General features: G+C 66.5%; 19 protein-coding genes. 13 read left to right on the top strand and 6 right to left on the bottom strand.

What is annotated here, in order from left to right; all coding sequences use genetic code 11:
- Positions 1-46: 46 nt before the first annotated feature.
- Genes O3656_RS05535 through O3656_RS05520 form a run of 4 tightly spaced genes read right to left on the bottom strand, consistent with a single transcriptional unit; the run spans position 47 to position 5,504 of the window.
- Positions 47-1,498 (bottom strand): hypothetical protein, encoded by a 1,452-nt coding sequence (locus O3656_RS05535; RefSeq protein ID WP_500062996.1) that lies wholly within the window; start codon positions 1,496-1,498, stop codon positions 47-49.
- Between the two features lie 50 nt (positions 1,499-1,548).
- Positions 1,549-3,387, bottom strand: coding sequence for a hypothetical protein (locus O3656_RS05530; RefSeq protein ID WP_500062995.1), 1,839 nt, complete (start codon positions 3,385-3,387; stop codon positions 1,549-1,551).
- Between the two features lie 44 nt (positions 3,388-3,431).
- The gene (gene ispF, locus O3656_RS05525; protein WP_500062994.1) at positions 3,432-3,926 is read right to left on the bottom strand and encodes a 2-C-methyl-D-erythritol 2,4-cyclodiphosphate synthase; all 495 of its coding nucleotides are present in this window, start codon (positions 3,924-3,926) and stop codon (positions 3,432-3,434) included.
- A gap of 15 nt (positions 3,927-3,941) precedes the next feature.
- A complete protein-coding gene (locus tag O3656_RS05520) occupies positions 3,942-5,504 on the bottom strand; it encodes a hypothetical protein (RefSeq protein WP_500062993.1) in 1,563 nt (520 codons plus the stop codon).
- 123 nt (positions 5,505-5,627) lie between these two features.
- Here O3656_RS05520 and thrC point away from each other — a divergent pair, with 123 nt between their 5' ends.
- The 6 genes from thrC to rlmB all read left to right on the top strand — a co-directional run bounded on the left by thrC (position 5,628) and on the right by rlmB (position 13,826).
- Positions 5,628-7,085, top strand: a complete 1,458-nt coding sequence (thrC, locus tag O3656_RS05515) for a threonine synthase (protein WP_500062992.1) — start codon at positions 5,628-5,630, stop codon at positions 7,083-7,085.
- 139 nt (positions 7,086-7,224) lie between these two features.
- The gene (cysS, locus tag O3656_RS05510; RefSeq protein WP_500062991.1) at positions 7,225-8,682 is read left to right on the top strand and encodes a cysteine--tRNA ligase; all 1,458 of its coding nucleotides are present in this window, start codon (positions 7,225-7,227) and stop codon (positions 8,680-8,682) included.
- A 1,139-nt stretch (positions 8,683-9,821) separates the two neighbouring features.
- Complete coding sequence (locus O3656_RS05505) at positions 9,822-10,388, top strand: DUF1697 domain-containing protein (RefSeq protein ID WP_500062990.1); 567 nt, start codon at positions 9,822-9,824, stop codon at positions 10,386-10,388.
- Between the two features lie 90 nt (positions 10,389-10,478).
- A complete protein-coding gene (locus tag O3656_RS05500) occupies positions 10,479-11,360 on the top strand; it encodes a glycosyltransferase family 2 protein (protein ID WP_500062989.1) in 882 nt (293 codons plus the stop codon).
- 9 nt (positions 11,361-11,369) lie between these two features.
- Positions 11,370-12,743, top strand: coding sequence for a lipopolysaccharide biosynthesis protein (locus O3656_RS05495; RefSeq protein ID WP_500062988.1), 1,374 nt, complete (start codon positions 11,370-11,372; stop codon positions 12,741-12,743).
- 105 nt (positions 12,744-12,848) lie between these two features.
- Complete coding sequence (gene rlmB, locus O3656_RS05490) at positions 12,849-13,826, top strand: 23S rRNA (guanosine(2251)-2'-O)-methyltransferase RlmB (RefSeq protein WP_500062987.1); 978 nt, start codon at positions 12,849-12,851, stop codon at positions 13,824-13,826.
- Between the two features lie 152 nt (positions 13,827-13,978).
- On the opposite strand, the gene O3656_RS05485 is transcribed toward rlmB, so the two are convergent.
- Both O3656_RS05485 and O3656_RS05480 read right to left on the bottom strand, forming a co-directional pair.
- A complete protein-coding gene (locus O3656_RS05485) occupies positions 13,979-14,611 on the bottom strand; it encodes a hypothetical protein (protein WP_500062986.1) in 633 nt (210 codons plus the stop codon).
- Positions 14,608-15,261, bottom strand: coding sequence for a hypothetical protein (locus tag O3656_RS05480; protein WP_500062985.1), 654 nt, complete (start codon positions 15,259-15,261; stop codon positions 14,608-14,610). Before O3656_RS05480 ends, O3656_RS05485 begins: the two co-directional genes overlap by 4 nt.
- An 83-nt stretch (positions 15,262-15,344) precedes the next feature.
- On the opposite strand from O3656_RS05480, the gene O3656_RS05475 reads away from it, so the two are divergent.
- The 7 genes from O3656_RS05475 to O3656_RS05445 all read left to right on the top strand — a co-directional run bounded on the left by O3656_RS05475 (position 15,345) and on the right by O3656_RS05445 (position 24,662).
- Positions 15,345-15,839 (top strand): DUF456 domain-containing protein, encoded by a 495-nt coding sequence (locus O3656_RS05475; RefSeq protein WP_500062984.1) that lies wholly within the window; start codon positions 15,345-15,347, stop codon positions 15,837-15,839.
- A gap of 94 nt (positions 15,840-15,933) precedes the next feature.
- Positions 15,934-17,214 (top strand): adenylosuccinate synthase, encoded by a 1,281-nt coding sequence (locus tag O3656_RS05470; RefSeq protein ID WP_500062983.1) that lies wholly within the window; start codon positions 15,934-15,936, stop codon positions 17,212-17,214.
- A gap of 408 nt (positions 17,215-17,622) precedes the next feature.
- A complete protein-coding gene (locus O3656_RS05465) occupies positions 17,623-18,543 on the top strand; it encodes a hypothetical protein (RefSeq protein ID WP_500062982.1) in 921 nt (306 codons plus the stop codon).
- A 227-nt stretch (positions 18,544-18,770) separates the two neighbouring features.
- Positions 18,771-19,442, top strand: coding sequence for a heme-binding beta-barrel domain-containing protein (locus O3656_RS05460; RefSeq protein WP_500062981.1), 672 nt, complete (start codon positions 18,771-18,773; stop codon positions 19,440-19,442).
- On the top strand, positions 19,435-20,604 hold the full coding sequence (gene ygfZ / locus O3656_RS05455) for a CAF17-like 4Fe-4S cluster assembly/insertion protein YgfZ (RefSeq protein ID WP_500062980.1): 1,170 nt from the start codon (positions 19,435-19,437) through the stop codon (positions 20,602-20,604). The genes O3656_RS05460 and ygfZ overlap by 8 nt, the downstream gene beginning before the upstream one ends.
- Positions 20,604-21,149 (top strand): D-aminoacyl-tRNA deacylase, encoded by a 546-nt coding sequence (dtd, locus tag O3656_RS05450; protein ID WP_500062979.1) that lies wholly within the window; start codon positions 20,604-20,606, stop codon positions 21,147-21,149. Before ygfZ ends, dtd begins: the two co-directional genes overlap by 1 nt.
- Positions 21,150-22,193: 1,044 nt before the next feature.
- Positions 22,194-24,662 (top strand): ATP-dependent Clp protease ATP-binding subunit, encoded by a 2,469-nt coding sequence (locus tag O3656_RS05445; RefSeq protein ID WP_500062978.1) that lies wholly within the window; start codon positions 22,194-22,196, stop codon positions 24,660-24,662.
- Positions 24,663-24,807: the final 145 nt, after the last annotated feature.

Raw genomic sequence — 24,807 nt, 5'->3', positions numbered from 1 at the left:
GTCGCTCGTGCGGGCGTTCGTGGGCAGGCGCGCGTGGGTTGAAACATCACGAGGCCTTTGGGGTGAAGGCCACGATGCCGTCGATCGTGACGCCAATGGCCAGGTCGTCGAAGGCCCACGAGAGGTCCTCGGCGTCGTGGAACTCCGCCGACCCATGTCCCATCCCGCTCGCCGTGTCGAAGAAGAACCGGTTGCCCGTGGTATTAACTTCGACGGACTCGACGTACACGACCGACATGTCGGCGCTGGCGCGGACCTCTGAGGGCCAGAAGGGGCTGGAGTGGTACTGGTCGTTGTTGGCGGGATCAAGGTCGAATGCTGGGCTTCCGTCGCTCGGGGTCACCGTGAGGGCGAAGGCCCCCGCCTGGGCAGTGACCACCGCATTCGACCACGTGGGCAGTCCTCCGACCAGGAAATCGGTGAGTTCCGATGTGGAGGGCACGCGTCCATCGCGCGTCGGTCTTCTCAGCGATTTCTCATAGGAATGAGTGCCCGTGATGAAGCCGTCGGCGTCGTAGCTAACGAACACGTCGTCGTTGAACGCCACGATCCCGTCGCTGGCGATGACGAAAGACACCACGTTGTTGTCCCTATCCCTGAAGGGGCTCGCAGAGGCGGCGTCCGTGACCCGCCCCGTTCGCGGATCGAGGAGCTGCGCCAGGTGCGTCGGCGAGTCCACCCGCAGGACGACCGACTGGTGTTCTCCGGCACCGATCACGGGAGTGTTGGGGTACGTGAGCATGGCCGAGGTGGACAGGCCACTCCGTTGGCGGGCTGTGGTTGTCTCCCACTGGCGCACCCACGAGGAGGACTCCTGCGTCCAGCCCGAGCACGCCTGTTTGCGGTCGCACGCCACGACGACGCCGTCAACCGCCGCGAGCGCCTCCGACCCCTCCCACGGAGCCAGGGACTGGGCGCCCGTCGCCTTGTCGATGACGATGGAGCCGACGATGAACTGATCGGCCAGCGAGACGAAAGTCGGACGCCCGAAGGACTCGGGAAGAGGGCCTGTCGTGTGCCACAGCTCGCGCGGTTGCGCGGATGCGATGTCGAAGGCCGCGACTGTGGCCCGGTGGGTGGCATTGTCGGGGTCCTCGAAGAGGGCGTACAGGGTGGTGCCCTCAACGGTTGTGATTGCGCGCGGGCCGTACTGTGTGGAGGGGAAGGGGATTCTCCACGCCGTTTCGACGCCCGAGGCCCAGGCGGGAGAGATCGCTCCCGTGCTCGTCGCGGACCCTGAGTAGCCGACGGTAGAGGTGGAGGTGAATGAATGGTGAGGGTCCTGACCCCCCAGGATCTGTGTGAGCTGACGGATGCCGAGGACGGCGACGATGACGACGACGATGCACAGGAGAACCGCGAGAAGGACTGGCCTCCCGCGTCTCCTCGAGCGGGGCCGCGCACTGGCGGGTTGGGGGATTGGGGGCGTCCCGCTCGGCATCACCCACTGTTCGGCGCGCGGTGGAGTGTTCGTGCCCGGATGATCGTCATTGCTCATGTTCATTTTCTACCACATGTCAATGGCGGTGCGGTAACCGGATGTCGGCCTCAGGAGGATGCCGGGACGAATGCCGTGAGTCCGCTGTCGGTCAAACCGATGATCATGTCGTCGTAGACCCACGTCAGTTGGTCGGCCGCATTCATCTCGCTTGACGTATAGGTGAGCCCGTGATCGATGTCGATGAAATATTTGCTCGTGTCCTCGCGATCAAAAGCGTCAATGTAGAGAGCTGATCCGTCGGCGCTGACGCGCAGCTGGCGTGGTTTCATCACGCAGTACTCGGTCGCGTATCGGCGAAGCTCCTCCGGGAGGTGGGTCTTACGCGTCGATCCGCCAGCGGAGAGAGTGGCCACAAGCTTGCAGTCGTTGTCGCGCTCCAGTTTGACCGTACCGCTCGACCATTTCGCTTGCCCCTCAGTCATGTAGTTTTTGAGTCCTGAGATGCTCGGGTACGTCCCGTCATCACTGACCGTCGGCAGAAGAAGCATGCGCGGCGCGCTGAACGTGGATTGCAAGGTTCCGTCACTGTCGAAGAGAGAGCCATGCGACTTGACGTTGTCGAAGACGAGGTAACCGTCGGACGCGACTTCGACGCTCGGGGACTTACTGTCTTCGTCTGAGCCGCTCAGGGTGGTCAGCTCGCCCGTATGGATGTGAATGATCTGGGGACGTTGCGAAAAGCGCGTCGGGAGCAGAACGGAGGTGTGTTCCCCGCTGCCGGAGAGCGTGAACTGAGAGGGCACGTAATCCAAGAAATGTTGCTCCAACCCGCTTTCACTCAGCTGCCCTGTTGGTGTTGTCCACAGGGTCGTCCATTCGCCGGATGCCCTCGTCCACCCGTTGCAGGTGGACGGTGGCATGCAGGTCACGAGGATGCCGTCGGCATATGCGAGGGGAAAAGCCGTGCCCCAGGGGGCTTGGGTCTGCTCACCAGTCGTCTTGTCGATGATGACGTCGCGGAAGAAAACGCTGTCGTCGCTCGAGACGAACGCGGGCGTGTAGGGGCTGGATACGTCACTCGCTGAGGGGCCGGTCGAAGACCATAGGAGGGCGGGTTGTTCCCCTGACACATCGTAGGCAGTGACGGTGACGGCTTGGCTGGCGTCGCCTTCGGGAGAGCCTGGACCGACGAGGTAGACGGTCGAACCGTCGACGTGCACCTGGGGCGGGAGCGCGGAGTGCTGCTCCGGAATGGGCAGCGTCCATGCGGTGGCCACGCCCGAGGCCCACTGAGGCGACAGCGAGTGCGTGTTCGTGGCGCTCCCGCGGTATCCGGGTGCGCGGGCGGGCAGGTTCGCCGCATGTTCGCGCGCGTCCGTGCTCGTCGCAGCGGTGGCGTCCGCCGACGGCTTCGACGAAGGCGTCGATGAGGACCCGAACAGGCCGGGAACGAAGAGAACGATCCCGAAGTTGAGCGCGGCAATGCAGCCGAGCACGATCATAACGACGGACGGCTTGCGCTTGACAGCTGCCGTGTCCACCCGCGTTCCGGAGGACGCCGAGCCGGGGGTGTGGAACTCCGTCGTCGCCTGGTCGCCTCCGGGATTCGCCTGCGACGAGGCCGTGGCGACGATCGGGGAAGCGGTGTCCTTCGAGGTGGGCGCAGCCTCCTCCGAGGAAGGCCCGTCCGGCATAAGAGTGGATGCGGGCAGGGCGGTGCCGGCCTCGTCGGTGAGCGGCGACGGGGTCGCGGCGAGGAGATCATCCAAGTCCGGTAGCGGCGCCAAGTCCGGCAGCGGTGCGAGGTCGGGCAGCGGCGTGAACCCGGGCAATTCCCCGAACTCCGGGAAGTCGGGCACGTTTACCTGCGGATCCGCGTTCGGCGTGTCGGAGGGGCGAGTGCGCGCCTCGTCGTCGGAACCACGGCGCAGGTCATCGTTGCTCATGAGACGTTTCTACCATGCAACGCCGACCGGCGAGCGCTCGCGGGCTAGCCCTCGGCGCGCACCATGAGGGCGCTCGCGAGCGCGGCCACGCCCTCGCCTCGTCCCGTGAAACCCAGGTGATCCGAGGTCGTCGCCGACACGGTGACCGTGCCGCCCGCGATCTCGCTCATGACGGCGCAGGCCTCGGGCAGGCGAGCCACCATGCGAGGCCGATTCCCCACGACCTGCACGGTCGCGTTGCCCAGAACCCAGCCGGCCTCGGCGGCCATGCGGCGCACCTCCTCGAGCAGCGCGCGCCCCGACGCCCCCGCCCACTCCGGGCGATCCACGCCGAAGACCGTGCCGAGCTCGCCCAGACCCGTCGCCAGTAGCATCGCGTCGCACAGCGCGTGCGCGGCCACGTCCGCGTCCGAGTGACCCTCAAGAGGGCGCTCTCCCGGCCACTCCAGGCACGCAATCATGAGCGTGCGCGGCGAGTCGGGAGCGGCGAACGCGTGGACGTCGACCGCTTGGCCGATGCGGAAAGGCAGATCAGTCATGGCACCAGGGTAGCGTCACGACGAGTGCGGCGTGAAGGCCACGACCCCCTCCCGGGTCACCACGATCAGCAGGTCGTCAAAGGCCCACGTCAGGTTGGTCGCGTCCCTCAACGCCGGAGGGGTCAGGACCCTGGAGCCCTCCAGGTCAAGCACGTAGACGGTGTGCTCCTGCCATTCCTTGAGCTCGAGTACCATCGCTGCGCCGTTCGCGCTGGCCCGCATCGAACTCGGCTGGAAGGAACACACGAATGCGTTGGTCTGCACCGTGTTGATGCGAGGCAGCGTCTTCGGCGGCAGGTCCGCACTGGGGAAGAACATGATGTCCTCGCACGTGCTTGCGTCCAAGCCGGCCGTTCCTGATGTCCAGGACGCCCTGCCGTCGCGCAAGAAGGCGCGCAGCTCCTCCAGAGTCGGGGGCGGGCCGTCATCCGTCGCGACGGCGTCCGCGTCGCGCCCTGTGAAGCGTTCGATAACCGCGCCGCTGGGATCGAGCAGCGTCACCTCACTGTTCGTGTCGACGACCGCGATGCCGTCACTCGCCCGGTAATAGATGGGTCGGGAGGAGCCACCCGAGCCCGGGTCCTCCCCGAGAGGCGTGCGCGCACCCGTGTGGATGTTGATCAGCGCCGGGGCGCTTGAATAGCTACCAAGCGCAATGAAGGAGGCCTGCGCCCCGGTGCCGACGATGCGCGACCCATGCAGGTACCACGTGCTAGCCAGGCCGGCCGTCGAGCCCGTCCGCGTCGTCCACATGCGCGACCAGGCTCCCGATTCCTGCGTCCAGCCGGAGCATTGCTCCGGCCCCGTGCAGGTGACGACGACGTCGTCGGCGACCGCCATCGCAGTGTCGTCCTCCCAGGGGGCCTGCGTCTGCTCGCCCGTCTCCTCGTTCACGATGACGTTGCCGACCAGCAGCTGCGCGCCGTGAGGGATGATCTCGGCATGGAAGTATCCGCGCGTCATGCGCACGTCCGTCGCGTCGGACACCCACAGTTGGCGCGGCGACGAGGACGCGACGTCGTAGGCGGTGAGCGTCAGACTGCCGCTCTTCTCCGCGACGGAAGCGACGTACAGGGTCGTGCCCCGAACGAGCAGGTTCTGCTTGGCTGCCTTCGCTCCCTTGCGTTTCTCGTTGGGTATCACCCACGCGGTGTCGACACCCGACGCCCAGGCTTCGGATAGCACGCCCGTATTCGTCGCCGTCCCCGTGTAGCCCCGGGATCGCACACCCGGACGCCCGTAAGCGAATCCCCACAGGGCCGTGATGACGACGATGACAAGGACTGTCAGCGTCCCGGTGAGGAGAAGCGGATCCTTCCACAGCTTCTCGGGAGCGCGGCGCGTCGACGAGGCCGTGGCTCCCTCGTCCGCTTCGTGGCCGGGTGTGGGTGTCGAGTCTGCGGCCCGCGCGGGCGTGGGCGTCGGGCCTGTGTCGGGGGTGGCCTGCGCTGCGCTCGCGGCGAGCTGCTCGGCAGCTTCTTGGGCGAGTCTCGCCCGGCGTTCACGCCTGCGCTTGCGCCATCCCTTTCTCCGTCTCTTGGTGCCCGGAGGCGCCCACCTGTCGTCGTCGATACTCACCCGTCGTTTCTATCACACACCACCTGGCCGCGCCCACGCCGCCTCTCCGCCCCGGCCTCGTCAAAACGTGACGAAGGACGAACCCCCTCGCTTCACACGCGCACACTCCGATAGGATCGGCCCGTGCGTTACATTTCGACCCGACGCGGCCCCAACACGCCCACCCGTTCTTTCAGTGACATCCTCCTGGAAGGTCTCGCCCCCGACGGCGGCCTCTACCTGCCCGAGGAATACCCGACGCTGTCTCGCTCCGACCTGGACGAGCTGCGCATCGTCCTGCGCGAGGACGGCTACGCAGCCATGGCCGCCGGCATCATCTCCCTCTTCGTCGACGATATTCCCGCCGGCGACCTGAGCGCGATCACAGCCCGCGCCTACCGCACCCCCGCTTTCTCCGACCCCCAGATCGTCCCCGTCGACGCCCTGGAGGGCACCGACCTGCACATCGCCCACCTGTCGAACGGCCCCACGGCAGCCTTCAAGGATATGGCGATGCAGCTTCTCGGCGAGCTCTTCGAATACGAGCTCACCCGCCGCGGCGACTGGCTCACCATCGTCGGCGCCACCTCCGGCGACACCGGCTCCTCCGCCGAATACGCGCTGCGTGGCCGAAGCGGAGTTTCCGTCGTCATGCTCACCCCCGCCGGGCGCATGACCGCCTTCCAGCGCGCACAAATGTTCTCCCTTCTGGACGAGAACATCGTCAACGTCGCCGTCGACGGCGTCTTCGACGACTGCCAGGACCTCGTCAAGGCCATCAACATGGACGCCGACTTCAAGGCCACCTGGCATGTGGGCGCCGTCAACTCCATCAACTGGGCGCGCCTGCTCGCCCAGGTCTGCTACTACGTCGCCACCTGGCTGCGCGTCACCGCCGAAGGGGCCGACGCCTCGTCCACGGTCAGCGTCGTCGTGCCGTCGGGCAACTTCGGCAACGTGTGCGCCGCCCACATCGCCCGCCAGATGGGCGTGCCGCTGGGCACCCTCGTCGTCGCCACGAACGAGAACGACGTCCTCGACGAGTTCTTCCGCACCGGCGTTTACCGCCCCCGCTCCTCCGCGGACACGCTGGCTACCTCCAGCCCGTCCATGGACATCTCCAAGGCCTCGAACTTCGAGCGCTTCATCTTCGACCTGCTGGGACGCGACGGGGATGCCACCCGCGCTTTGTTTGACGAGGCCCTGGCCCGCGACGGCTACTTCGACCTGTCCGGCACGCCCGAGTTCGCCTCCCTGCGCGAGACCTACGGCTTCATCTCCGGCACCTCCACGCACGCCGACCGCCTCGCCGAGATCGCGCGCACGGAGAAGGAAAGCGGCTACCTCCTCGACCCGCACACCGCCGACGGCGTGCACGTCGCCCGCGCCGTGCGCTCGCAGATCGAGGGTCCGCTCGTCGTCATGGAGACCGCCCTGCCCGTCAAGTTCGCCGACACCATCCTCGAGGCAACCGGCCACCTCCCGCCCGTGCCCGAGCGCTTCGCAGGCATCGAAGGACGCGAAGAGCGCGTCACGCCGCTCGCCAACTCCGCCGAGGACCTCAAGGCGCTCATCCGCGAGCGCGTGCGCCCCGGCGCCTGAGTTTTCCCTGACTCGCCGAGGCCCGAGCCCCCACCAGCGAACCCGCGCGGTTGCATGGGCGGGGCCCGGGCCTCGTTACATACTCCCGGGGAGCGCCCCTTTCCCTCACCCCCTCGCCCCGCCAGGTAGGATTGGTGCCATGCTGCACCTGTACGACTCCAAGAGCGCCCGCATCCAGCCCCTGAACCCGGTCACCCCCGGCAAGGTCGGCATCTACCTGTGTGGCGCCACCGTGCAGGGATCCCCGCACGTCGGCCACCTGCGCGCCGCCGTCTCCTTCGACACGCTGATCCGCTGGCTGCGCCGCAGTGGCTACGAGGTCACCTACGTGCGCAACGTCACCGACATCGACGACAAGATCCTCAACAAGTCGGCCGAAGCCGGCTGGGACTGGTGGGCCTGGGCCTACCGCTTCGAACGCGAATTCACGCAGGCGTACGAGACACTCGGCGTCGAGGCCCCCACGTACGAGCCGCGCGCCACCGGCCACATCCCCGACCAAATCGACCTCGTCCAGCGCCTCATCGACGCGGGCCACGCTTATTCGGATGGGCGCGGCAACGTCTACTTCGACGTCCACTCCCAGCCCGACTACGGCTCGCTCACCCGCCAGCGCCTGGCCGACATGCGCACCACCGAGGACGACGCCCAAATCGACGAGGCCGTCGAAGCCGGCAAGCGCGACCCCCGCGACTTCGCCCTCTGGAAGGCCAGTAAGCCGTCTGAGCCGGCCACGGCCTCGTGGGACAGCCCCTGGGGGCGCGGCCGACCCGGCTGGCACCTCGAATGCTCCGCCATGTCGCGCCGATACCTCGGCGACGAATTTGACATCCACGGCGGCGGCATCGACCTGCGCTTCCCGCACCACGAGAACGAGCAGGCCCAGTCCCACGGCGCGGGCTGGCCTTTCGCGCGCCTGTGGGTCCACAACGCGTGGGTGACCACCAAGGGCGAGAAGATGTCCAAGTCGCTGGGCAACGTCCTGTCGATCGGGGCGCTCACCGAGGAGTACCCGGCCGTCGCCGTGCGCTGGGCCCTGTCCACCGTCCACCACCGCTCCGCCATCGAATGGGGCCCCGAGACGCTGCCCGCCGCGCACGCCGCCTGGGAGAAGTTCTCCACCTTCGTGGCCCGCGCGATCGAGGCCGCCGGCGAGGCTCCGGCCTCCGAGATCGCCCTGGCGCCCGCCGACCTGCCCGAGGCCTTCGTCGCCGCGATGGACGACGACCTCAACGTCGCCGGTGCGCTCGCCGTCCTGCACGAGCACCTCAAGGCCGGCAACGCCGCGCTTGCTGCTGGTGACGTTTCCGGTGTGTACCGCGAGCAGATCCTCGTTCGCTCCATGCTGGACGTGCTGGGGCTGGACCCTGCTTCTGAGCAGTGGCGTGGACAGGCCGGCATCGGCGCGGGTGCCTCTGGTGCGGCTGCGGCCGAGCACTCGGCGCTGGACGCGCTGGTCCAGGCCGTGCTCTCTGAGCGGGCCGATGCCCGTGCCGCCAAGGACTGGGCGCGCGCCGACGAGCTGCGCGACCGCCTGGCCGCCGCCGGCGTCACCGTCGCCGACGGCCGCGACGGCGCGACGTGGAGTGTTGGCTGAGCTGCTGCTGAGCTGAGGCCCCGGGAGTGCGAGCTCCCGGGGCCTTGTGCGTGCCTGCGGGACGGGCACCGCAGCCAGGCGCGGGGCGTTGCCTCACGGGCTGCTCTCCCATCAATTTCGCACGTAATTCCCCTGCGAGTACTTCAAACATTGAATTCATGTCGTTGGGATTGCAACGTTTTCGGGCTATCTCCAAAAGTGACCGTGGGAAATTATGTGCGAAATGTGTCTGGGGCGGGTGCGTCGGCTCGTTGTCCGGCCAGGCCCCGCCCCCGCCCACGGGCACCGCAGCCCGGCCCGCGCCTCGAAGCTCGCCCGTGCCCTCCAGACCCTCCGGTGCCCTCCCTAGTGGCGTGGCTGCCAAGGAGCCGCGTTTTCGCTTGTTGATCGGTGGTATTGCACTACTTTGGGTGGCATTGCACTGCCTAGTAGCTAGTGCATTGCTGGCCTATCTAGTGCATCGCTTCCTCTAGCAACACATTCCTACTCATGCCCACGGGTACGTGGATAGGTTGTTGCTTCATGGATAGGTTATGAGCATACGTATAGCTTATTTTCCTATCCGCGTGGCGATAACCTATCCGCATCGTCGCAACCCATCCGCGCAGGGGCTTTCCTGGGCTCGGGTACCGCAAAAATGCTTGTTGGTGTGAGGTGTGCACCCGATCGGGAAGATTCAACCCCTTCCGATCGGGTTGAATCCTGCCGATCAGGTTGAATCTTACGGAAAGGTGTCCCCTTCTGAGCAGACGTGGCCTCGGCGCTGTGTCTAGCCCGGCGCTCACCCATTTCGCACGTAATTCTCCCTCGACTCGTTCAAAACGTGAAATCGCATCGTTGGAATTGCAGCGTTTTAAGGCTGTCTTAAAAAGTTACCGGATTAAATTACGTGCGGAATTGAGGGGGGCCTGGACAACAGCCGCATAAACAAACCGTCAACAACTTGCGCACAGGCCCAACCGATGCAATTGCCCCGAGAGAGTCTGTGGGCAGTGTCGTCAGCTAGGCCTCTCTACGGGCTCGGATCACCCTGCAATCGGTGCGATACCAACGGGTGCAGAGCGCCCGATGCGAGCCGAGGCCCTACCCTGGTGTCAGGTTGACGGGGTGAGGGATCGCCATAGCAAGGGGAGGAACACATGGAATACGTGGCGCTGCTGCGCGGCATTAATGTCGGCGGCAAGAATAAGGTCGTCATGAGCGACCTGCGCGAGCAGATTGCCGCCGAAGGCTTCGACAACGTGCGCACCTACATCAACAGCGGCAACCTCCTCTTCGAGGCCGAGGCCGAGGTCGGTGCTGGGACCAACACCCCGCGCGAGGCCGTCGCCCAGATAGTCGAGGATGTCCTGGCGCGCCGCTATGACTTTCCGATCCGGCTGGCCCTCCTGACGGCGCAGGACTACGTCGCGGAGCTGCGCAGTCTCCCCGACTGGTGGCATGGTGAGGTTGCACGCCGTGACGTGCTCTTCTTCACGCGAGGCCTGGACCGGGCCCACGTGCGTGAGCGCATCGAGGCGATGGAGCTGGGGGACGAGGCTGTGTACTTCGGCAAGCACGCCGTGTTCTGGGGAAAGTTCGATGAGAAGACCTTCCTGAAGACCGCGTACCACAAGCGCCTCCTGCGCGAGGACTTCTACCGCCAGGTGACGATCCGCTCCGGCTCGACGGTCGGGAAGATCGCGGCCATGCTGTCGCGGGGTTGACGGGCGGGGAGTCCTTGGCGACGGCGCAGGTGGGGAACTAGACTGAATCGGGAGAACACTGACGTAGGCCGTTCGCCGGAAGGAATACGGATGACAACCGCTGCCCCGACACTGTGTGTTTTTACCCCGACATACAACCGCGCGTACATTTTGCCTGCGCTGTACGAGTCGCTGCTGGCTCAGACGTCGACGGATTTCCAATGGATTATCGTGGATGATGGATCCACTGACGACACGGAGTCTCTCGTCCAAGGCTGGATTGCTGAGGGGCGTATCTCGATCGACTATGTCAAGCAGGAGAACGGCGGAAAGCCTCGGGCAACGAACACGGGTGTCGCCCGCTGTCGCAGTGAGCTGTTCTTTGTCGTGGATTCAGACGACCACCTCGTCCCGACCGCGGTGGAGCATGTTCTTACGCGTTGGGAAGAGATCCGAGGCGATGATTCCTTCGCGGGAATCGTCGCCTTGCGCGGCACTGACGAGCACACCCCCATGGGCACGTGGATGCCCGACGGGGTGCGTGCGGTGACGCTGTGGGACCTACACGAAAAGATGGGTTTCCGTGGTGATACGTCGCTGATTCACCGCACCGAGATCCTACGTCGCTACCCCTTTGAGGTGGCTCCCGGTGAGAAGTTCGTTGCCGAATCTTCTGTGTGGTTCCTCATTGACGAGAGCTACAACATGCTGGCAGATAACGAGATTCTCACGATTTGCCACTATCTGCCCGACGGTCTGACGCAGAATTTTGCGTCCAATGCCAAGAGGAATCCGATCGGCTATTGGAAGCACAAGCGTTACTGCGCGGCGCGTTCCACCACTCTGAAGTCGCGTGCCCGCGAGACGAGTCTGTTCCTCGTCGGATGCATGCTCGCCCATCAGAAGGGGGCTATTTCCATGGCGCCGAGCAAGGCGCTCGCGGTTGTCTGCTACCCGGTTGCGCTTCTCGCTCGCTATACGATGTTCCGTTGAGGGGGGCTCATGGAAATGCCGCAGGACACCGCCCGAGAGGGGGCCTCCGTGGACGAGGCCGTGGCGACCGACGAGGCGGTGGCGACCGACGCGGAAAGCGCTGAGGCGCCTGAGAAGCTCTCGCTGAAGGCCAACATGATGTGGAGCTCCGTGGGCTCCCTGACACGCTTGGGCTGCAACTACCTCGTCTCATCGGTGTTGGTTGTGCGCCTGGCGGCGGGTTTTGACGCGGCGGGCTTGCTCGCGTTGGCGATGGCTATAGCGAACCTCGTGAACCCGATTGCGGATTTCCGCCTGCGCACGGTCCAGGTGACGGATGTGACGGGGGAACGCACCTCGCGTGAATATGTCGGACTGCGTTCGGTGCTGTCTATCGTGGCATTCCTGGTCGGTGTGGCCTATTCCATTGTGACGACGTCCTATGATGCGTTGCCTGTTATTTCTTTGTATCTCGTGTACTCGTTGGCGACGAATTTCATCGAGGTTTTCCACGCGATTGACCAGAGGCATCTGCGTCTTGATTTCGCGGGAAAGTCCTATGTGATGCAGGGGGTTGGCACGCTCGTTGCTTTCACAGTGGGCCTGTGGTTTTTTGATTCTTTGCTCGTCGCTGTGGGTCTCATGACGGCGGTCGTCATCCTGGTCGGTGCTCTGTATGACGCGCCTCGTGCGTCCATGTTTGAGCCAATTCGTCCGCGGGTGCGTTTCGGGCGTGGGGTGAAGACGCTCGTTTCGTTGGCGCCACTCGTCGTTGCACAGATCGCTGCGACGTCGGTCTTGACTGTCCCGCGCCAGATGCTTTCTGCGAGCGATGGTGCTGAGGCTTTGGGCGTGTATCAGGCTGTCGCGTCTCTCGCTGTCATCGTGCAGATGGGTGCCACCTACGTCTACAGTCCGCTGATGGGCGTGTTCGCTGAGCGTTTCCATACGAACAAGCGCTCGGCGCTCACGCTGTTGTGGAAGACGATCGGCGCGATCGTTGCCATTGCTGCCGTCGCCGCACTGGGGTTGGAGATTGTTGGTGAGCCGGTCTTGACGCTCCTGTTCGGAGAGAAGATCAGGGGTAATACTTTCCTGCTCCAGCCCGCGGTTTTGTGCACGGTGATCACGGCTTTCGGCTGGTTCTTTAATGACTTGCTGCTGTCTGTGCGTGATTATGTGGCGAGTTTTGTCGGCAATGTTGTCGCCTGCGTCGTTGCTCTCGTGCTGGCTCGCCCGTTCGTGAATTGGTTCGGTATGAACGGTGTCTCGTGGGTGGGTGTTGCCGGCTACGCGTCGGGTGTTCTCGTTTTGGCGATTTTCCTGGCCGTCGACTATCGCCGACTGACAGATGCTCCCGTTGATTGTGTCGAGGAGGGCGGGGAGGCTCCGCAAGGGGAGTGACCGTTGCGGGCGGCGTGATTTTGGCCCCCGCGCGTGCCCCTGCGGCCCCGGCGCGGCCTAAAACCCGTACGCTTGTGTCAGTTCACGAGAAAACGAGGAGACACTATGGCCTCACACAGCGGGCGCCCCGGCGCCATCCGTAAGAAGGGCACCAAGAAGGGCGCGCAGGTCGGCACCGGCGGGCACTCGCGCCGCCGCCTCGAAGGTAAGGGCCCGACCCCCAAGGCCGAGGATCGCACCTACCATCCGGCCCACAAGCGCAAGGTGAAGCGCGAGGCCCGCGAGGCCCAGGAGGCCGCGATCGCTCGCGCTCGTGCCAAGTCGTCGATTCGCATCAAGCCGGGTCACGAGCTGATCGCCGGCCGCAACCCGGTCGCCGAGGCCGCCCGCGCCTCGGTCCCGATCGAGCGCGTCTTTATCCTCGACAACGTGAAGGATGACCGCGTGGAGGAGGTCGTACGCCTCGCCTCGGCCATGGGTGCCCCCGTGTACGAGGTCACCCGCCGCGATCTGGATGTCGCGACCGATGGCGCCGTCCACCAGGGCGTCGCCATTGAGGTGCGCGGCTACGAGTACGCCGACGCCTCGGATCTGATCGCGGGTTCCATGCAGCAGCTGGGCCACCCCCTCCTCGTCGCCCTCGATCAGGTGACGGACCCGCACAACCTGGGCGCGGTCCTGCGTAGTGCCGGCGCGTTCGGTGCGGACGGCGTCATCATCCCCGAGCGTCGCAGTGCGGGCGTCAACACGACCGCGTGGAAGGTGTCGGCCGGTGCGGCCGCCCGCGTGCCCGTGGCTCGCGCGACGAACCTCGTGCGTGCTCTCGAGGAGGCCAAGGCGGCCGGTTACTTCGTGGTCGGCCTGGATGGCGGCGGGGACGCGCCTCTGCGCGGCCTGTCGCTGGCGGACGGCCCCCTCGTGGTCGTGACCGGCGCCGAGGGCGCGGGCCTGTCCCGCCTCGTGCGCGAGACCTGCGATCAGATCGTGTCGATCCCGATCGCGTCGACCGTCGAGTCCCTCAACGCGGCCGTCGCCACGGGCATCGCCCTGTACGAGGTCGCCTCCCTGCGCGCGCAGGGCTGAGCTTTTCGGACTGCTTGTTGTGTCGCCGCGGGTGCTTGAAGCGCCCGCGGCGATATTCTTGTGCGATCAACGGGGTGTGCGTCTATGCTCGCGCGCTCGCGCGGGGAAATCCTGCCGTCAGCCTCGACTCACGGTACGGGCCGGTGGACGACTCAACACTGCGCCAGGCCGCGCGCCTCAGTTTCCCGAGAATCGAATAGGGCGCCGACCGTGTGTTCCTTTTTGGCGGCGCGCCGCATTGTGAGGATGCCTTCGATCGTGAAGAGGTGGTCTTTCGGCAGGTCTGCGCCGTGGAAGAATCGTGGGGCTTCCAGGAGGAGGCCTTGGTGCTGTAGTGCGCCAGCGAGTTCGCGAAAAGACATGTCCATGAACGCGTCTGTGCCCCAGCGGTCATCGTGCAGGATGCGAGCCTCGCAGCACCAGAGTTCGGACGCTGGGCGTCCCCCGACAGAGCAGGATCGTGCGGCGACGAGGATCTCGGTCCTCTCCTGACTGGTGCGTTTGAGTGGCGTGGGTGTCGCGGAGGGGACGAGATTAATGCCGGGAATAGCGTCGAGGAGAGGCCTGATCGCCAGGCTGCGCAGGTCGCTGCCTATGATGATCTCCGCGCCGACCCACCCGTGCTGGGCGAGCTGCTCGCGCATGCCGTTCGTCTCTCCCCAGGCACCTTTGGACACCCAGTAGTTGACAGTATGTGTGACCGCCTGATTCGGGTCGGCCGCGATGAGCGCGTAGAAGTACCTGCGGCGGTTGAAAATCCGGCGCGGTGAGAAACCGGGGGTCATGACCGCTCCTTCGACGGGAGGAACTTGGTGACGGGATCGAGGAAGCTGCCCCGCATCTGGGCAATGTTGGCGGGGGAGAGGGGGTGATCCTCGGGCAGTTCCTCACCGTCGACGAGGCGCGGGGGAGCCAGGAGGATGCCCTGCTGGTGCAGGGCCGTGTGCAGGTACTCGAAGACGCGGGCGAAGGGATCTTTGCCGGGGCGGGCACGCTGAATCGTCGTGTCCCAAGGGAAACACCACAGCTCGGTTGACGGCTGCTCGGTATTGGGCATAGGGCGCGCCGCGATGATGATCGTTGTCTTGTTGAGGTGGCGCAGCTGCGCGCGCACGGCCTTCGACCCCAGGTAGACGGCGAGGCCTCCCAGCAGCAAGCTGGGAGGAATATCTGAGAGATCATCAGGAAAATGGCGGTGACGGAACCGCTTTCGGTTCTCGACCTGCCCGGGCATGACCGTGACCTCGGTGCCCGACCAGCCGATGTCCGCGAAACGCTTGCACATGGTGGTCGACTCGCGCTTGATGCCGACAGCACGCCAAAACGCCACGCAGCGCGTGACGGCCTCCGCCGGCGGACATGACACGGTGTACACCGTCATAGGACGTCTCTTCAGGAGGGAATCCAGAGACAGGCGTGGGGGAGTGATATCCATCGGTTTTCCTGGGGCTCGGGGTGACGAGGTCAGGCTATCAGCGCGAGGCGCCCGCTCACAGCTCGGGCCGCTATGATCACCCTATGAGCGTCCTGGGAACCGTCATCGTTGGCATCGTCATCCTCATCGGAGTGATCGGCGCGGTCGTGCAGATTTGGCCGTCCGCACCCGTCGTTGGGGGTGCGATCCTCGTGTGGTCGTGGATGACCGGCACGCGCGCCGCGTGGATCATCTTCGCTATCGCGGCGGTTGTCCTGATCCTTGGAACGGTCCTGAAATACGTGATTCCCGCCCGTGGCATGAACAAGGCGGGGATCCCTCAATCCACGCTCGTGTGGGGCGCCGTCGGCGGCGTCGTCGGCTGGTTCATCGGCCTGCCCCTCGGCCTCGTCCTGGGCATGATCGCCGCGATCTTCGTCGTCGAATACCTGCGCAGCAAGGACACGGCGACCGCCTGGAAAGCGACGGTTCAGGCCCTCAAGGCCTTCGGCTGGACGATCGCCATCGAGCTGATCGCCGCCCTCACGTGCGCCACCGCGTGGGGCGTCGGCGTCGCCCTGGTCGCCGCCGGAAACTGACGCGACCAGCCGGTGCCCCGGCCTCGTCGTTCCTCCGGTAGGATAGATCTGTTGCGCGCGCCCGCGTAACAGACCCAACTAAACGGAGATTCTCATGCCCGCCGTCATCGTTCTCGGCGCCCAGTGGGGCGACGAAGGCAAAGGCAAGGCCACTGACCAGCTCGGCCAGCACACCGACCTCGTCGTGAAGTTCAACGGAGGAAACAACGCCGGACACACCGTCGTTATTGACGGCGAAAAGTACGCGCTGCACCTCCTGCCCGCCGGAATCCTCTCCGAAGGCGTCACCCCCATCATCGGCAACGGCGTCGTCGTCGACCTGGACGTGCTCTTCGAGGAGCTCGCGGAAATCACCGCGCGCGGCGTCGACTGCTCGCGCCTGCGCATCTCCTCCAACGCGCACATCATCCCGCCCTACAACCGCCTCATGGACCAGGCGAACGAGCGCGCGCGCGGCAACAACCTCATCGGCACGACCGGACGAGGCATCGGCCCCACCTACGCCGACAAGATGAACCGCATCGGCCTGCGCATCCAGGACCTCTTCCACCCCGAGGAGCTGCGCGCCAAGGTCGAGGCCGCCCTGGCCCCCAAGAACACCATTTTCGAGGCCGTGGACATCCCCGTCCTCGACCCCGCCGAGGTGTCCGACCACCTGCTGTCCTTCGCGGACCGCGTGAAGCCGATGATGTGCGACGTGTCCCTCGTCGTCAACGACGCGCTGGACCGCGGCGAGACCGTCCTTTTTGAGGGCGGCCAGGCGACCATGCTCGACATCGACCACGGCACCTACCCCTTCGTGACCTCCTCGAACCCGACCGCGGGCGGCGCGCTCACCGGCTCCGGCGTGGGCCCGACCCGCATCGACCGCGTCGTCGGCGTCGCCAAGGCCTACACGACCCGCGTCGGCGAAGGCCCGTTCCCCACGGAGCTGGACGACGAGGTCGGTGAGGCCCTGCGCACCAAGGGCGGCGAGTTCGGCGTGACCACGGGCCGCCCGCGCCGCACCGGCTGGTTCGACGCCGTCGTCATGCGCTACTCGACGCGCATCAACGGCCTGACCGACATCTGCCTGACCAAGCTCGACGTGCTCTCCGGCTACGAGACGATCCCCGTGTGCGTGGCCTACGACGTCGACGGCGTCCTCACCGACGAGATGCCCCTCGATCAGGCGGGTTTCGAGGCCGCCGTGCCCGTGTACGAGGAGCTGCCCGGCTGGAGCGAGGACATCTCGCAGTGCCGTTCCTTCGAGGAGCTGCCACGCGCCGCCCAGGACTACATCAAGCGCCTGGAAGAGCTGTCGCGCTGCCGCATCCAGTCCATCGGCGTGGGCCCGGGCCGCGAGGCCACGATCGTGCGCTACCCGCTGATGTGACGCTTCGCTACAGACGCGAGTGGGGGCCGGTGCTGCGCTGCAGCACCGGCCCCCACTCGTTTCACGCGCCAGCATCGGTGCGCAGAGACGACAAAGCACGCCGAACCGAATGCGCCTGTCGGCGCGAAGGCCGCTCGTAGCGGCAGAGTTTGGAGCCCGGGGCATACCGGTCCGGCGTGCCCCTAAACTTTACGGCCGGCCCTGCCCGCGCGCATCCCGAGGCGGCGTGCATCAACCCACACGCGGCATCCGCCATATCGCGCGTCCCGTCACCGTCGCCCCGTCACCATCGCCGAGGCCGTGGCTGGCCCATGCGGTGCCGTGCCCCCGCCCCGCACGCGCGAGAGCCGACCCGCGCGGGCGGCCCCTGCCTCGTCAGGCGCGCACATGTGGGACCATGGAAGCGTGATGACTTCGACCCCGCCCACGCGACCCCGAACCCGCCCGAACCGCGGGCGTCGCCGCGAGACCCTGGCGACCCGGCACGTGCCCAACGGAATCGGTACCCTCACCGTCACCCTGCTGGCCGTGGCGACCATCGTCGCCTGGTGGCTGCCCGGTTCGCGTTGGAGCGTCGGTCCCGTCGTCGCCATCGCTTCCTTCCTGCTGGCCATCGGCTGGCCGACGCTGGCGCGCCTACACATGCCGTGGCTCGCGCAGGCGGTCCTCGCCCTGGGCGGGGCGCTCACCCCGATGGCCGTCGCCTACTGGAAAAACCTCGACATCGCCGTACCCCTGACGGGCATCACCCTGGTCGCCCTGGTCGCGGCCACGATCCTGGACGCGCCCGCGCCCCGCGACCACTCCGTGGGGCACACGAGCGAGCACTGGGGGTCCACGTCGCTGACCGCTGCCCTTGCCTCGTCGGTGACCGCGCTCCTCATCGTCACCTCCGGGTCCATGTGGGTGTCCCTGACCGTCCACGAGCGCTGGTCCGTCATCGTCCCCATGGCCGCCCTCATCGCGATTATCGCGGCGGCGTCGGCGCGCTCGGGACGCAGCGCAAAGGCGGGCGTCGTCTACGCGATGCTGACCGGCATCATGGCGGGACTCGTAGCGGCCTCGATTGCGTGGATCCTCGGGCAGACATCGGACCTGCTGCCCGTCGTCTTCCCCTTCATCGCCAAGCGTTTCGGCGACTTCGCCGCCTTCCTGACGCTCGGCGGCGTCACCGGCTTCGGCGTCGGATTCGCCGTCTCCGTCGTCGATGCGCTTCTCGGGGAGCGCGCCTCCTCCGCGCAGCTCGCCAACGTCCTGGGCCGAGGCGCCGCGAAGTTCCTCGTCACCGCGCTGCCCGTCTACGCGATGATTCGCATCGGCGGCGTCTGAGCTCCAGCAGCTGAGCCGCTGCGACCTCTGAGAACCACGGCATCCGATGACCCGCGGCGTGCGATGACCCGCGGCGTCCTCGGTCGCACCCGGGTCAGGTTCGCGCGCGGTCGGGCCCCGGCCTCGTCCGTGTTCGCTTCCAGCGGCGCGCCCCTGCGCCCCGGCCTCGTCCCTGTTTGCCCCCGCGCCGCGCGGTGCGCGCACGCCCCACGCGTTAGGCTGGAGGCATGATGGTGATACCCGATGACTTGCCCGCACTCGTCGCTCCCGTCGCGTGGATGCTCGGAACCTGGGAGGGGTGGGGCATGCACGCGAACCCCGCCGCGCCCGGCCAGGAGGCTTCCGCCGAGGCCCCCGCGGATTCGCCCGTCATCGAGGAGATCCGCGGCGACGTCGTCGGCGAGCAGATGCGCCTCGTGACCCGCGTGTACGCGGGCGAGGCCTCGGCCCCGATCGATCCCACGTGGGACGCCGCGCAGGGCCTGGCCGCCATCCAGAAGGGTGCCCTGATCAGCGAAGAGACCCTGTACGTGTCCGTCGCCCCCTCCGACGCGCCGCTGCCGCCGCCCGGCCAGTACAACCCCCGCGAGTTCACGGCGACCTCCGCCTCCACCGAGGGCCACAGCGCCGTGTGGGACGGCGTGAGCGTCGGCCCGCGCGTGCAGATGGTCTCCGACGCGATCGCGCTCGGCGCGGACGCCACCCGCCTGACGCACCTGGGCCGCATGTTCGGTCTGGTCGCGGGCGAGCTCATGTGGACGCAGGAGCGCACGCTCGACGGCGAGGATGAGGCCGACGTCGAGATCTCCGGCCGCCTGCACCGCACCGAGCAGGCCTCGACCGCCTCCGGTGAGGTCATCGAAGGCATCGACGACTCCCAGGATGGCTTCCTTGTCTGAGCCCGCACTCGATTCCGCGTTCGTCGACGAGGCCGTGGCCTCCTTCGGCGCGACCCCGCACTTCGGGGACCCGTCGGGGGAGCAGTGGGCCCTCGAGGGCGGCCGCGCGCTGGTGCGCCGCCCGGACCTGGCCGTCATCTCTGTGTCGGGGGCCGATCGGCTCACGTGGCTGACGTCGCTCGCCTCACAGATCGTCACCGACCTCGTCCCCGGCGCGAGCCGCGAGCTGCTCATCCTCTCGCCCGAGGGGCGCGTCGAGCACTGGGCGGGCGCGAGCGACGACGGGACCGCGCTGCACATGATCGTGGAGCGCGCTGATCTTTCGGGGTTTGTGGCGTTCCTTGAGTCGATGCGTTTCGCGTTGCGCGTCGCCGTTGCTGAGCGGGACGTCGTCGTGTTCTCCTCGGTCCGCGCGGGCGCAAACACACCCGATTCGGTGTCGGGCCTGCCCGGGCTCCTGTGGACCTGGGAGGACCCGTGGCCCGGCGTCGTGGAGGGCGGGGCCGCCTACTTCCAGGGCGAACGCCACCCCGGCGCGCGCACGCCCATGATGTTTCACGTTGTTTCACGGCAGGACGCTGACCGGTTTGAGGAAGCGTGGCTGTCTGCGTGCCCCGAGGCCGGCTCCCGTCGCCGCGCCGGATACCTGGCGTGGGAGGCCATGCGCATCGCCGCGTGGAAGCCGCGCCTTGGCCGCGAGACCGACGCGCGCGCGATCCCGCCCGAGGTGGACTGGCTGCGCACTGCCGTCCACACGGCGAAGGGCTGCTACCGCGGCCAGGAAACCATCGCGCGCGTCCTCAACCTCGGCCGACCCCCGCGCCGCCTGACCTACCTGCAGCTGGACGGCTCGCGCGGCGACCTGCCCGCGCCCGGCACGCCCATCGAGGTGGGTGGCCGCCAGGTCGGCGTCATCACTTCCTCGGCGCGCCACGCGGACGAGGGCCCGATCGCCCTCGCGCTTCTCGCGCGCACTGTTCCCGTCGGTACCGTCTTCGACATCGACGGCGTCGCAGCCGCCCAGGAGGAAATCGTGCCCGTCCACGGCAAGTCCTCCGTGTCGCCCGAGACCCGCCCGGGTGCCGACCTGTCCCGCGAGGCTGGCCAGCGCGGCGGTTCCACGGGCTTCGGCGGCCTCGGCTCGGCCCTGGGGTCGCGCTGATGCGCGCCGTCATCCAACGCGCCACCTCCGGCGAGGTGCGGGTCGGCGGCCGCGTCGTCGGCCGCCTTGCCCTTTCTGCTGGCGCTGCTGGTTCTGCTGCTCAGGCCTGCTCGCGTGGCGCGGGTGCCCCCGGTGACGTCGCCGCACCCCCTGGCGACGCCACCCCGTCAGGGGAGGGCACCGGCGGAGCGCGCCAAGGCCTCGTCGTCCTCCTGGGCGTCCAGCGAGGCGATGGTGCCGAGCAGGTGGCCACGGTTGCCCGCAAGATCGCCGAGCTGCGCATCCTGGATGACGAGCGTTCCGCGGTGGATGCGGGTGCCCCGATCCTCGTGATCTCGCAGTTCACGCTGTATGGGGACACGCGCAAGGGGCGTCGGCCCTCGTGGGCTCATGCCGCGCCCGGTGATGAGGCTGAGCCCCTCGTCGACGCGGTCGTGGCCGACCTGCGCGGCCGGGGCCTGCACGTCGAGACCGGCCAGTTCGGGGCGATGATGGAGGTCTCGCTGGTGAACGACGGCCCGTTTACGGTCCTCGTCGAGGCGTAGTTTCCCCACAACGTCGCATGCAATTCCCATGTCAACCTTTCGAGTGTTGAAATACGACCGTTGCAATTCCAACGTTTGTGGGCGTGTCTGAAAGTTCGGGTAGTCGAATTGCATGCGACTTTGGGGTGGGAGTTCCCAGCGGGAGCTACGGTGGTGCCAGCCTCGCCCGTCCCTGCCTCGTCAGTGCTGGCGCGCCTGCCGCGCCTCAAGCTCAGGGGTAGGTGTGCACGGATCCGCGCTCGTGCTTGTTGTCGAGGGGTGTTACACCTGATCGGGAAGCTTCAACCCCTTCTGATCGGGTTGAATCTTCCCGATGAGGTTGAATCCTGCCGATAGGGTTGAATCCTCTCGACAGCTCCGCGTCCACGCTTGTTCCTAAGTGGTGTTACACCACTTGGGTGGGTATTACACCAGCTGGGAAGTGGTGTAATGCTCCCTAACTGGTGTAATGCCCCCTAACTGGTGCAATGCTTTCTAACTGGTGCATTGCTGCGTTCGGTCGCATGCAGAGTTTCTTGTGGGGTTAGTCGTTTCTTGTGGGGCTAGCTGCTTGGATTCTGGGTGTGGCCCCATCGCGTAGTTTCCCCACAATGTCGCATGCAATTCCCATGTCAACCTTTCGAGTGTTGAAATACAACCGTTGCAATTCCAACGTTTCTGGGGGTTGGTGAAATCTGGTGTGGGGGAATTGCATGCGATTTTGGGGTGGGAGTTCCCAGGGGGAGTTGCGGTGGTGCCCGCACCCGGCCTCGGTCGCCGCCCTCCACTGCGCCCCGCACCCGCCGCAGCCTAGAGCCCGCGCCCCGCCGCGCCCCGCCCAGCCGTTCGCAGTCTGCACCCGCGCCACGGCCTCGGCCCGCGCCCAGCCGCGCCCCGCCCAGCCGTTCGCAGTCTGCACCCGCGCCGCGGCCTCGGCCACCGCCCCTGCGCCGAGGGCGAAAGCGCGCGCACGGCGCTCCCGCTTTCCGTAGGCTGTAACCAGTCAACTGGGACGGGTGTACGCCGAGCTCGGCGAAGTGCCTGTCCTACACAATGAGGAGAGGCATGTTCGAACGCTTTACCGACCGCGCTCGCCGGGTCGTCGTGCTCGCGCAGGACGAGGCTCGCGGTCTCAAGCACAACTACATCGGCACGGAGCACCTGCTGCTCGGCCTGATCTCCGAGGGTGAGGGCGTCGCCGCCAAGGCCCTGGAGACGATGGGTATCAAGGGCGAGGCCGTTCGCGCCTCGGTCATTGAGATCATCGGCGAGGGTGAGAAGCCGGTCGAGGGTCACATTCCCTTCACCCCGCGCGCTAAGCGTGTCTTCGAGCTGAGCCTGCGCGAGGCCCTGCAGCTGGGCCACAACTACATCGGCACGGAGCACCTGCTGCTCGGCCTCCTCAAGGAGGGCGAGGGCGTGGCCGCCCAGGTGCTGACCAAGCAGGGCGCGGACCTGGCGCAGGTGCGTCAGACCGTCATCCAGATGCTCAGTGGCTACCAGCGCGGCGACGAGGAGGGCCGCGAGTCCGTGGGTGCGGGCGTGGGTGGATCGGGCGGTCCGGAGCGCTCCAACTCCGCGATCCTCGAGCAGTTCGGCCGCAACCTGACGCAGGCCGCGCGCGAGAACAAGCTGGACCCCGTCATCGGCCGCCGCGTCGAGATGGAGCGCGTCATGCAGGTCCTCTCGCGCCGCACGAAGAACAACCCGGTCCTGATCGGTGAGCCCGGCGTCGGTAAGACCGCGGTCGTCGAGGGCCTCGCCCAGGCGATCGTGCACGGCGACGTGCCCGAAACCATCAAGGACAAGCAGATTTACAGCCTCGACATGGGGTCGCTGGTCGCCGGCTCGCGCTACCGCGGCGACTTTGAGGAGCGCCTGAAGAAGGTCCTCAAGGAGATCCGCACGCGCGGCGACATCATCCTGTTCATCGACGAGATCCACACCCTCGTGGGTGCGGGTGCCGCCGAGGGCTCGATTGACGCGGCCCAGATGCTCAAGCCCATGCTGGCGCGCGGCGAGCTCCAGACGATCGGCGCGACCACGAACGACGAGTACCGCAAGTACATCGAGAAGGATGCGGCCCTCGAGCGCCGTTTCCAGCCGGTGAAGGTCGAGGAGCCCAGCGTCGAGGAGACGGTGGAGATCCTCAAGGGCCTGCGCGACCGCTACGAGGCGCACCACCGCGTCATCATCACGGACGCCGCGATCCAGGCTGCCGCCGAGCTGGCGGACCGCTACATCTCGGATCGTTTCCTCCCCGATAAAGCGATCGACCTGGTCGACGAGGCCGGTGCGCGCCTGCGCATTCGCCGCATGACCGCGCCGCCGGAGCTGCGCGAGCTGGACGAGAAGATCGCCGAGGTGCGCCGCAATAAGGAGGCGGCCATCGACGATCAGGACTTCGAGAAGGCTGCGTCGCTGCGCGACGAGGAGTCGAAGCTGTCCGATGAACGCAAGGCGAAGGAAGAGGCCTGGAAGGGCGGCGCGTCCGACGAGATCGCCGAGGTTGGGGATCAGGAGATCGCCGAGGTCCTGGCCATGTCGACCGGTATCCCGGTCGTGCGCCTGACCCAGACGGAGACCGCGAAGCTGCTCAAGATGGAAGATGAGCTGCACAAGCGCGTCATCGGCCAGGACGAGGCCGTCAAGGCCCTCGCCCAGTCGATCCGCCGCACGCGCAGTGGTCTGAAGGACCCGAACCGTCCCGGTGGCTCGTTTATCTTCGCCGGCCCGACCGGTGTGGGTAAGACCGAGCTGGCGAAGGCCCTCGCCGAGTTCCTCTTCGGCGACGAGGATGCCCTCATTCAGCTGGATATGTCCGAGTTCTCCGAGAAGCACACGGCCTCGCGCCTCTTTGGTGCCCCTCCCGGCTACGTCGGCTACGACGAGGGCGGCCAGCTCACGGAGAAGGTGCGCCGCAAGCCGTTCTCGGTCGTCCTCTTCGACGAGGTCGAGAAGGCTCACCCGGACATCTTCAACTCGCTGCTCCAGATCCTGGAAGAGGGCCGCCTGACGGACTCGCAGGGCCGCAAGGTGGACTTCAAGAACACCGTCATCATCATGACGACGAACCTTGGTACCCGCGACATCAACAAGGGTGTCCTCACGGGCTTCCAGACCGCAGACAACTCGACGCACGACTACGGCCGCATGAAGTCGAAGGTCGCGGAGGAGCTCAAGCAGCACTTCCGTCCCGAGTTCCTCAACCGCGTCGATGACACGATCGTGTTCCCGCCGCTGACCAAGCCCGAGATCGCGCGCATCGTCGACCTGATGATCGCCAAGCTGGCCAAGCGTATGGAGGCTCAGGACATGCGCCTGCAGCTGACGGACGAGGCGCGCGAGCTGCTCGCGGACGTGGGCTTCGACCCGGTCCTGGGTGCGCGTCCGCTGCGTCGTGCGATCCAGCGCGAGATCGAGGACGCGCTGTCCGAGCGCATCCTGTTCGGAGAACTGCAACCCGGTCAGGTTGTTACCGTTGGCGTGTCTGGAGAAGGAAAAGACCGCAAGTTCACCTTCAACGGAGAGTGATTTACTCGCCAATTGTTAGCGGCTGACAAGCCGGACACTTCGGAAGGCGGCCCGTCGTACTGCGACGGGCCGCCTTCTAGTTGTTAAGTAACTGCACATCTGATAGATTCTCATTAACCATTAGGCTGCGGTGTAGTCGTGTCAC

The sequence above is a fragment of the Pauljensenia sp. 27098_8_83 genome (genome assembly GCF_041432695.1).
Lineage (GTDB): Bacteria > Actinomycetota > Actinomycetes > Actinomycetales > Actinomycetaceae > Pauljensenia.
This window is presented reverse-complemented; position numbering and strand designations above follow the sequence as displayed.

What these genes read in the sequence shown, in the direction of transcription:
- O3656_RS05535 (WP_500062996.1), bottom strand. Translation starts at nt 1,498, where the DNA reads ATGAGCAATGACGATCATCCGGGCACGAACACTCCACCGCGCGCCGAA.
- O3656_RS05530 (WP_500062995.1), bottom strand. Translation starts at nt 3,387, where the DNA reads ATGAGCAACGATGACCTGCGCCGTGGTTCCGACGACGAGGCGCGCACT.
- ispF (WP_500062994.1), bottom strand. Translation starts at nt 3,926, where the DNA reads ATGACTGATCTGCCTTTCCGCATCGGCCAAGCGGTCGACGTCCACGCG.
- cysS (WP_500062991.1), top strand. Translation starts at nt 7,225, where the DNA reads ATGCTGCACCTGTACGACTCCAAGAGCGCCCGCATCCAGCCCCTGAAC.
- O3656_RS05505 (WP_500062990.1), top strand. Translation starts at nt 9,822, where the DNA reads ATGGAATACGTGGCGCTGCTGCGCGGCATTAATGTCGGCGGCAAGAAT.
- O3656_RS05500 (WP_500062989.1), top strand. Translation starts at nt 10,479, where the DNA reads ATGACAACCGCTGCCCCGACACTGTGTGTTTTTACCCCGACATACAAC.
- O3656_RS05495 (WP_500062988.1), top strand. Translation starts at nt 11,370, where the DNA reads ATGGAAATGCCGCAGGACACCGCCCGAGAGGGGGCCTCCGTGGACGAG.
- rlmB (WP_500062987.1), top strand. Translation starts at nt 12,849, where the DNA reads ATGGCCTCACACAGCGGGCGCCCCGGCGCCATCCGTAAGAAGGGCACC.
- O3656_RS05485 (WP_500062986.1), bottom strand. Translation starts at nt 14,611, where the DNA reads ATGACCCCCGGTTTCTCACCGCGCCGGATTTTCAACCGCCGCAGGTAC.
- O3656_RS05480 (WP_500062985.1), bottom strand. Translation starts at nt 15,261, where the DNA reads ATGGATATCACTCCCCCACGCCTGTCTCTGGATTCCCTCCTGAAGAGA.
- O3656_RS05475 (WP_500062984.1), top strand. Translation starts at nt 15,345, where the DNA reads ATGAGCGTCCTGGGAACCGTCATCGTTGGCATCGTCATCCTCATCGGA.
- O3656_RS05470 (WP_500062983.1), top strand. Translation starts at nt 15,934, where the DNA reads ATGCCCGCCGTCATCGTTCTCGGCGCCCAGTGGGGCGACGAAGGCAAA.
- O3656_RS05465 (WP_500062982.1), top strand. Translation starts at nt 17,623, where the DNA reads ATGACTTCGACCCCGCCCACGCGACCCCGAACCCGCCCGAACCGCGGG.
- O3656_RS05460 (WP_500062981.1), top strand. Translation starts at nt 18,771, where the DNA reads ATGATGGTGATACCCGATGACTTGCCCGCACTCGTCGCTCCCGTCGCG.
- dtd (WP_500062979.1), top strand. Translation starts at nt 20,604, where the DNA reads ATGCGCGCCGTCATCCAACGCGCCACCTCCGGCGAGGTGCGGGTCGGC.
- O3656_RS05445 (WP_500062978.1), top strand. Translation starts at nt 22,194, where the DNA reads ATGTTCGAACGCTTTACCGACCGCGCTCGCCGGGTCGTCGTGCTCGCG.